Below are 6,815 nucleotides of genomic sequence, written 5' to 3' on the forward strand. Positions count from 1 at the left end.
TAGACGAAAGAGCAGACAGACCAAACATCGATGTAAGAACCTTTGGATCTGGAGCAAAAATGAACCCAGAACAAGTAGAAGACGTTGTTCCTAAAATAGACGCTTTCGAACCTGATTTCGCAATTTTCATTAGCCCAAACCCAGGAGCACCTGGACCAGCTAAAGCAAGAGAATTATTATCTGCAAAAGACATTCCTGCTATCATCATTGGTGACGCACCTGGTAAAGGTAAGAAAGATGAAATGGACGAACAAGGCCTCGGTTACATTATTGTAATGTCTGACCCAATGATTGGTGCAAAAAGAGAATGGTTAGACCCAACTGAAATGGCTATCTTCAACTCCGACATCTTAAAAGTATTAGCTGAAACCGGAGCATTAAGATTAGTCCAAAAAACCATTGACGATGTAATTGCACAAGCTGAAGCAGGTGAAATCGAATTACCTAAACTCATTATTACTGCTGAAAAAGCTGCAGAAGCTGGCGGATTTGCAAACCCATACGCAAAAGCAAAAGCTATCGCTGCATACGAAATGGCTGGATCAGTTGCTAACTTAGACATGAAAGGTTGTTTCATGACTAAAGGTTTCGAAAACTTCATCCCATTAGTAGCTGCTGCTCACGAAATTGCTGCATGCGCTGCTAAATTAGCACAAGAAGCAAGAGAAATCGAAAAAGCAAATGATACTGTTTTAAGAACCCCTCACATGAAAGAAGGTAACCCTGGTTCTAAAACAGACTTAATCTCAAAACCAGAATAAGTAGCATTTTGCTACTTTTATTTTTTCTTTTTTTTAAGACCAGAATGTAATATATTTCTTACAACATGAAAAATTAAAATCTCATTTTGAAAAAAAATTAAAAAAAGATAGCTAATTTAATAGCTATAAAACGCCTTTTGTGGATGGAATCCTGTCATGCTCTATTTTGACGGCTTCCTTCAGGGATTTTGCAAATGCCTTGAAAACGGCTTCGGCCTTGTGGTGGTCATTGGCACCCTCAGCGGTGCCGTAAACGTTTATCTTGGCGCTTGAAGCGAATGACTCGAAAAAGTGGATGACGATATCTGAAGTCATGTCCCCTATCTTTTCGTTTTTAAACTCAAGGTTCATGTTACAATAGCTGCGCCCGCCAATGTCAACTGCAACGGTTGCAACTGATTCGTCCATAGGAACAATCGCATGGGCCATCCTTTTTATTCCCCTCTTGTCGCCTATGGCCTGGCTGAAAGCCTCACCTAAAACAATTCCAATATCTTCAATGGTGTGGTGGTCATCTATTTCAATGTCACCTTTTGCCTGAATGTCCAAATCAATCATGCTGTGTTTGGAAAAGGACTCCAGCATATGATTGAAAAAGTTCACTCCGGTGGAGATGCTATAGTCTCCACTTCCGTCAAGATTCATTTTTATATCAATTTCAGTCTCTGAAGTTTTCCTTGAAACAATAGAATTTCTAGCCATAATCTAACCTGTATTTAAATTGATTTTACCTTCAAGCATTTAGCCATCTTCACCCGGACGTATAATTTTAATGCAGTTTACAGGGCATTCCATTGCACATAACGTACAAACATGACAATATCTTAAATCCAATATATGTGCAACGTCAGTAATCTTCCAAATTTTAGCAGCTTTTGGACAAATCTCCTCACAGTTACCGCACGCAGTACACTTATCCTCATCAACCAAAATTTGCAACATTGCCATACCCCTATAATTTTAAAGTAGCCACTGACATGGCCTTGAATCCAATATAGACTTCCTTGCCGATGTTGAGGTTCAGCTCTTTTTCAGCGGAAACCGTAATGTCAGAACATACTATGACACCGCCGACATTGATTTTGACACGGATGATTTCACCGATAAGCTTCATCTCCACAATCTTACCCTTGAGAATGTTACGGATACTTGATGTCTGCGGTTCCAGCATCAGAAAGATGTTGTCATAACTGATCAATGCCAGAATCCTATCTCCAATTTCATATTTCCTGTTTAAAGGAGCATTGATTTGGAAATCTTTCATTTTAATGGTCATTACACCCTTAACATCATTTATATCCACAATTTCTGCTTCGATTTCATTGACATCCTTGTGAAGTTCCATAATTGCGTTAATCTTTTTACATTCCTTTAGAATAGAATATCCTTCTTCGGTCAGAGTGGTTCCACCACCCCCACCTTTTCCTCCTTTTGTAGTACTAACAATTTTCACGTTGAGTGTTGATTCTATCTTTTCAATGTAGTTTAATGCTGTCCTATATGAAACGTCAATATATTTTGCAGCTTCGGTTAGAGAACCTGAATCCAGAATGGATTCGAGAAGCTGATATTTCTTGCTGTCCAAAAGGAAAGAATTGCCGTCCACATTGATTTTATATTCAACCCCTGCACTTACATCAGCCATATATATAATCCCCCAATTATATAATATGATAATTCTTTGTAGTTTATATTTAAATAAGTTTTCTATTTGTTAATTTCTAAATTCTATTTTTTCAACAATGTTTAGCAATTTATTAACAATTTTGGATAAAGGACCTAACCTGGAGGCATAACCCCTTAAGGACTCTATATCCTCTTTTGTGAAAAACTTAACCAAAATCAATGCAAAGAAATAAACAACCATACAGACAATTATTCCGGGGAATAAAAATAAAGTGGTTTTCGGAATGAAAAAGCCTACAGCAGTCATGATGGCAGTTGCGGCCAATATTTTAACTACAGGCATTGTTGGCGCTTTTGTCTTTGTCAGTTTGAAAACAAAGTAAACGCATGGCACCATCATTATAAAACAGGCAATTGTGGTTGCCGCAGCACCGCCTGCAATACCCATGGCAGGAATCAGGACCCAGCTCAGCACTCCGGTAACAACAGCCCCAAGTATCAGAATATACATCGGGATTTTAGGATTTCCGATACCCTGAACAATACTGGTTGATATTGAAAATATTGAATAGAATGTCATTCCAATGGCAAGTATTGCCAATGCAGAGGCTCCTGCAACATAAGCCGGATTTTTAAAGTAAAGCAGACTCAAAGTAGGAACCGCAAAAAGCGCAAGACCTACGCACATCGGCACTACAAAAAGCAAGGCAATCTTATAGGATTCCCCAACATATTTTTGAAGGGTATCTATATCCTTAACCTTGAACGCTTCGGAGGAAGCCGGAAGAATTGTGGTTGCAACTGAAATTGAAATCATCAGCGGCAATCTTGAAATCGGATCGGCTGCTGCGAAAAATCCGACATCGGAAAATGTAAGAAACTTACCCATCACAATTGTACAGATGTTATAAATGAGCATTTCCGCAATTGCAGTGATGATGACCGGAATTGAGAATTTAACCAGCGTACCGGCAAGTTTCAGCTCATCACGTCTTGAAAACTTGAACTCTTCACTAGGTTTTGGAATATATTTCGGCATGTAGACCTTGAATATGTAAATTGCAGATACAGCAGCAAGTGAATAACCTATTACAGTACCCCAGAGCGCTCCAACGGTTGAAAAACCAATCAGAACAAATGCGGTTGCAAATAAAATCATTCCCAACTGTTCCACGGCACGGGTATATACGATATATTCCATCTTATATACTCCCTGAAATGCTCCTCTGAATGCGCCTACAATAACGCTGAATGGAGTAATCATACCTACAATCTGAAGGGGAACCAATGCCAGCGGTTTGTTTAAAAAATTATATGCCAAAATCGGCGCAACAACAAAAATCATCAGTATTCCCAGAAATATACCCAGAAATACCATTATCTTCAGGGCCGTGAAAATAGTCTGTCTTGCCATGTCATGCTCATCGACAGCCTCATATTCGGCAACATATTTGGCTATTGCCGGAGGAAGCCCGCCGGCGGCAAGAGTTTGGAAAATACCCTGAAACGGCAATGTAACTCCTAAAATACCATAATAAGTAGGACCCAACAATATAGCCATCAGGAAACGGTAGACATAACCTCCAATACGGAAAATTATATTCCCGATAAATATTATCAGACTACCACGTACCAACTTGCTTGCCATAATATAACCTTAAAAATTAGTTTTAATATTAATATAATCGATTTTAATATTTAAATATACTTATTTAGGAAATTTTCAAATTCAGCCAAAGTCCTGTCCAATGACTCCCATCCGTAAGAATCCTTTTTGATGTTGTCAAGCGAATCGTCAGACCAGAATGATGCTCCCAGATTTGATCCGAATGGTCCTCCGCTTACGGGAATTATGCCGTGTATCATGAAATATGTTATATTTTTCAGATGGGCAAAATCCTGACCTCCAGTACGGTCACCGCCAACTGCAATGCTCATTCCAATCTTTCCGCGAAGCAAGTTATAATCAATAGCTTCAAGGGCCCTGGTTCTGTCCATTATTGCAGCCAGATTGCTTGAAATTCCACCGCTTTGTATCGGAGTTGCCAATATTATGCCGTCTGATTTCCTAAGGCCTTTGTATATGTCTGACATGTCATCGTCAATGATGCATTTCTTGTTTTCCAGACAGTAATCACAGTGCATGCAAGGCCGGATGTCCTTTGCAGAGCATGTAAACATTTCACACTCAAAGCCGTCTTCTTCAAGCTGAGCGAGGGCATTTCTTAAAACAAATTCTGTCGTGTTGTTTCTCGGACTGGCGCATATTCCAAAAATCTTCATAAAAATAGTTTGTCGCCCACTTGTTAAATACTTTTGAAAAAAAAATAAAAAGAAAGATTAAAAACTTAACGTTTTAATCTTTTAAATCTATTCATCACGTTTCATATAACTTGAATTAAATAGCAGACTAATAAGAGCAATACCTATTATGGCATAAACAAGTGTATATGTCGGTTCCGCGTTAGGCTGATCATTTGGACTACCAGAGGATTTCTGGTTTTTACCGGTTGCAGTAACATTGCTTGATTTATTCTTGTCGTCAGTTGAATTATCGCTTTTATTCAAATCGCCTGTTACCACAGCGGCTGATGCAACATAACAATAGTATCCGTCATAACCGTTATGTCCCCAATGCCTGTGATGATGTCCTCCACCACCGTGATGGTGTTTGTGACAACTGCATTTGGAAATGTTGCAATTGCAGTTTTTGCATGTGCAATTTGTAGTATTGCATCCTTTGCACTTACAATCGCTTTTTGTATTGCTGTTTTTAGCAGCATTTAATGTAGTATTCCCGTTATCATCAGCGTGACTGTCTTCATTAGATTTTTCTAAATCTTGTTGTGTTAACAACAATAATGGAGTCCATATTGCTTTATGATCCGGCAATAAAGTTTCGCTAGATATTCCAATACCTAGAATATCATTTAAACCGTCCCAAGATCCTTCGGTTGATTCATCTTCACAACCAGAGGAAGTTAAGACCATTAACTTAGGCATATCTTTATAGATCACATTTACGTGTTTAACATATGCATAATCCAAACCATGAGAGTTAGTATCATATACATGATTATGTTTATCCTCATTATCCCCAAGGCTGATGACTACATCACCAGTTGAAGGATAACAGTTAAGCAATGCTTTAGTAAATTTGTAACCATCAATTTCAAATTCGTTAAAGTGCTCACATGATGCTACACTTAGAATGTTAAATGCATCATCAGAATCCCAATTCTCTGTCAAACTTGCGAACAGAATTACATTTTCAGCACCAATATACTCTAATAACGTTTTCAATTCTGAGTCAGATATTGATCCAAAATACGCCTCTTTACCAGAAACATATCCTGAAGCCATCAAAATACCATCGAATACTGGCTCACCTGAATTACAAATTATTGCTAAACCAATAGACACATCTGCTAAAACTGCATCATCATGGTTGAATTCAACTAAATTTTTTATTTGAGGGGCTACATCAAAACTATAACATTCAGAAGTATCCATCGCGCATTTTACTTCATCCATTATTGAATCGTCGTCAATGACCTTTTTTGCCGAAGGCATCGAAGCCGAGAGAATAATGTTTCCAGGGGAACTGTCAATGTCGACAGTTTCCGGTTTTTCGTTATAATTTTTTAAAATAACGTCATTTTCAACAGTCTTCAATGTTGGTTCCTGGCCAACATCACATACCATTTCAAATTCTACATCTGTTTGTGATTCGACTGAATCACTAAAATCGCATGAACCTAATGAATCAGACAATTTGCAAGAGACATATTCATCACATAAATCCTGAAAAACAACTGTTTTGCAAGATAAAGGATAATCAAAGGATTCACAGGAATCTGTATATCCGTAAGAGACATAATAATCACATCCGCCGGAAGTTGAGTATCCGTAGGATGGACTTTGACTGCCTAATGAATAGCTGGATTCGGATGAACCATATGGCTCGTCGCCATCCGATACATCTTCGCTTTCATATTCAGATAAATCGTTATTTGAAGCGTCGCAAGAAGATAAACTATTATCAAAATCAGCAGAAATTGGACTTTCGGTCACAACTGATGAGGTAACATCAATTTCTTCTGCAGAAACTCCACTTATAGTTATAAGCAGAACACTAATAAATAAAAGTGAAGCTAATAGTTTTTTAATATCTTTTTACCCCCACAATTAATCATATAAAAATTCATACAGCAATTTCAATCATATTTACTAGTCTTATCACCACCATAAAAATTTATACAGCAACAATATTACCAGTAATTATCACTGCCATACAAAAATTTATACAGTATATAATTTTGAACTTTTAAGTTAATATATGTCACCGTCACCAATGAAGTCAGGGCAATTTAGACTCTTTCAAAAACTTTGTTGATTTGAAATTTTTTGATGAAAATTAGTTTTGAA

7 protein-coding genes are annotated in these 6,815 nt (G+C 37.7%); 1 reads left to right on the forward strand and 6 read right to left on the reverse strand.

What is annotated here, in order from left to right; genetic code table 11:
- Positions 1-761 (forward strand): F420-dependent methylenetetrahydromethanopterin dehydrogenase (locus Q0W04_RS10175; RefSeq protein WP_298502899.1); only part of this gene is annotated, 761 nt, incomplete at its 5' end.
- Between the two features lie 123 nt (positions 762-884).
- Here Q0W04_RS10175 and hisB read toward each other — a convergent pair.
- From hisB to Q0W04_RS10205, 6 genes are all read right to left on the reverse strand, one after another.
- A complete protein-coding gene (gene hisB, locus Q0W04_RS10180; RefSeq protein WP_298502902.1) occupies positions 885-1,463 on the reverse strand; it encodes an imidazoleglycerol-phosphate dehydratase HisB in 579 nt (192 codons plus the stop codon).
- Positions 1,464-1,502: 39 nt separating this feature from the next.
- Positions 1,503-1,703, reverse strand: coding sequence for a 4Fe-4S binding protein (locus Q0W04_RS10185; RefSeq protein WP_366938654.1), 201 nt, complete (start codon positions 1,701-1,703; stop codon positions 1,503-1,505).
- A 10-nt stretch (positions 1,704-1,713) separates the two neighbouring features.
- Positions 1,714-2,406: a TOBE domain-containing protein gene (locus Q0W04_RS10190; RefSeq protein ID WP_298502905.1), complete on the reverse strand. Its 693-nt coding sequence runs from the start codon at positions 2,404-2,406 to the stop codon at positions 1,714-1,716.
- A gap of 69 nt (positions 2,407-2,475) precedes the next feature.
- Positions 2,476-4,035, reverse strand: coding sequence for an oligosaccharide flippase family protein (locus Q0W04_RS10195; protein WP_298502908.1), 1,560 nt, complete (start codon positions 4,033-4,035; stop codon positions 2,476-2,478).
- A gap of 50 nt (positions 4,036-4,085) precedes the next feature.
- Entirely contained in the window at positions 4,086-4,670 is a 585-nt protein-coding gene (locus tag Q0W04_RS10200; RefSeq protein ID WP_298502911.1) for a flavodoxin family protein, read from the reverse strand.
- A gap of 87 nt (positions 4,671-4,757) precedes the next feature.
- Positions 4,758-6,461 (reverse strand): hypothetical protein, encoded by a 1,704-nt coding sequence (locus tag Q0W04_RS10205; RefSeq protein ID WP_298502914.1) that lies wholly within the window; start codon positions 6,459-6,461, stop codon positions 4,758-4,760.
- Positions 6,462-6,815 lie beyond the last annotated feature (354 nt).

Source organism: uncultured Methanobrevibacter sp., from assembly GCF_947170395.1.
Taxonomy (GTDB): domain Archaea; phylum Methanobacteriota; class Methanobacteria; order Methanobacteriales; family Methanobacteriaceae; genus Methanocatella.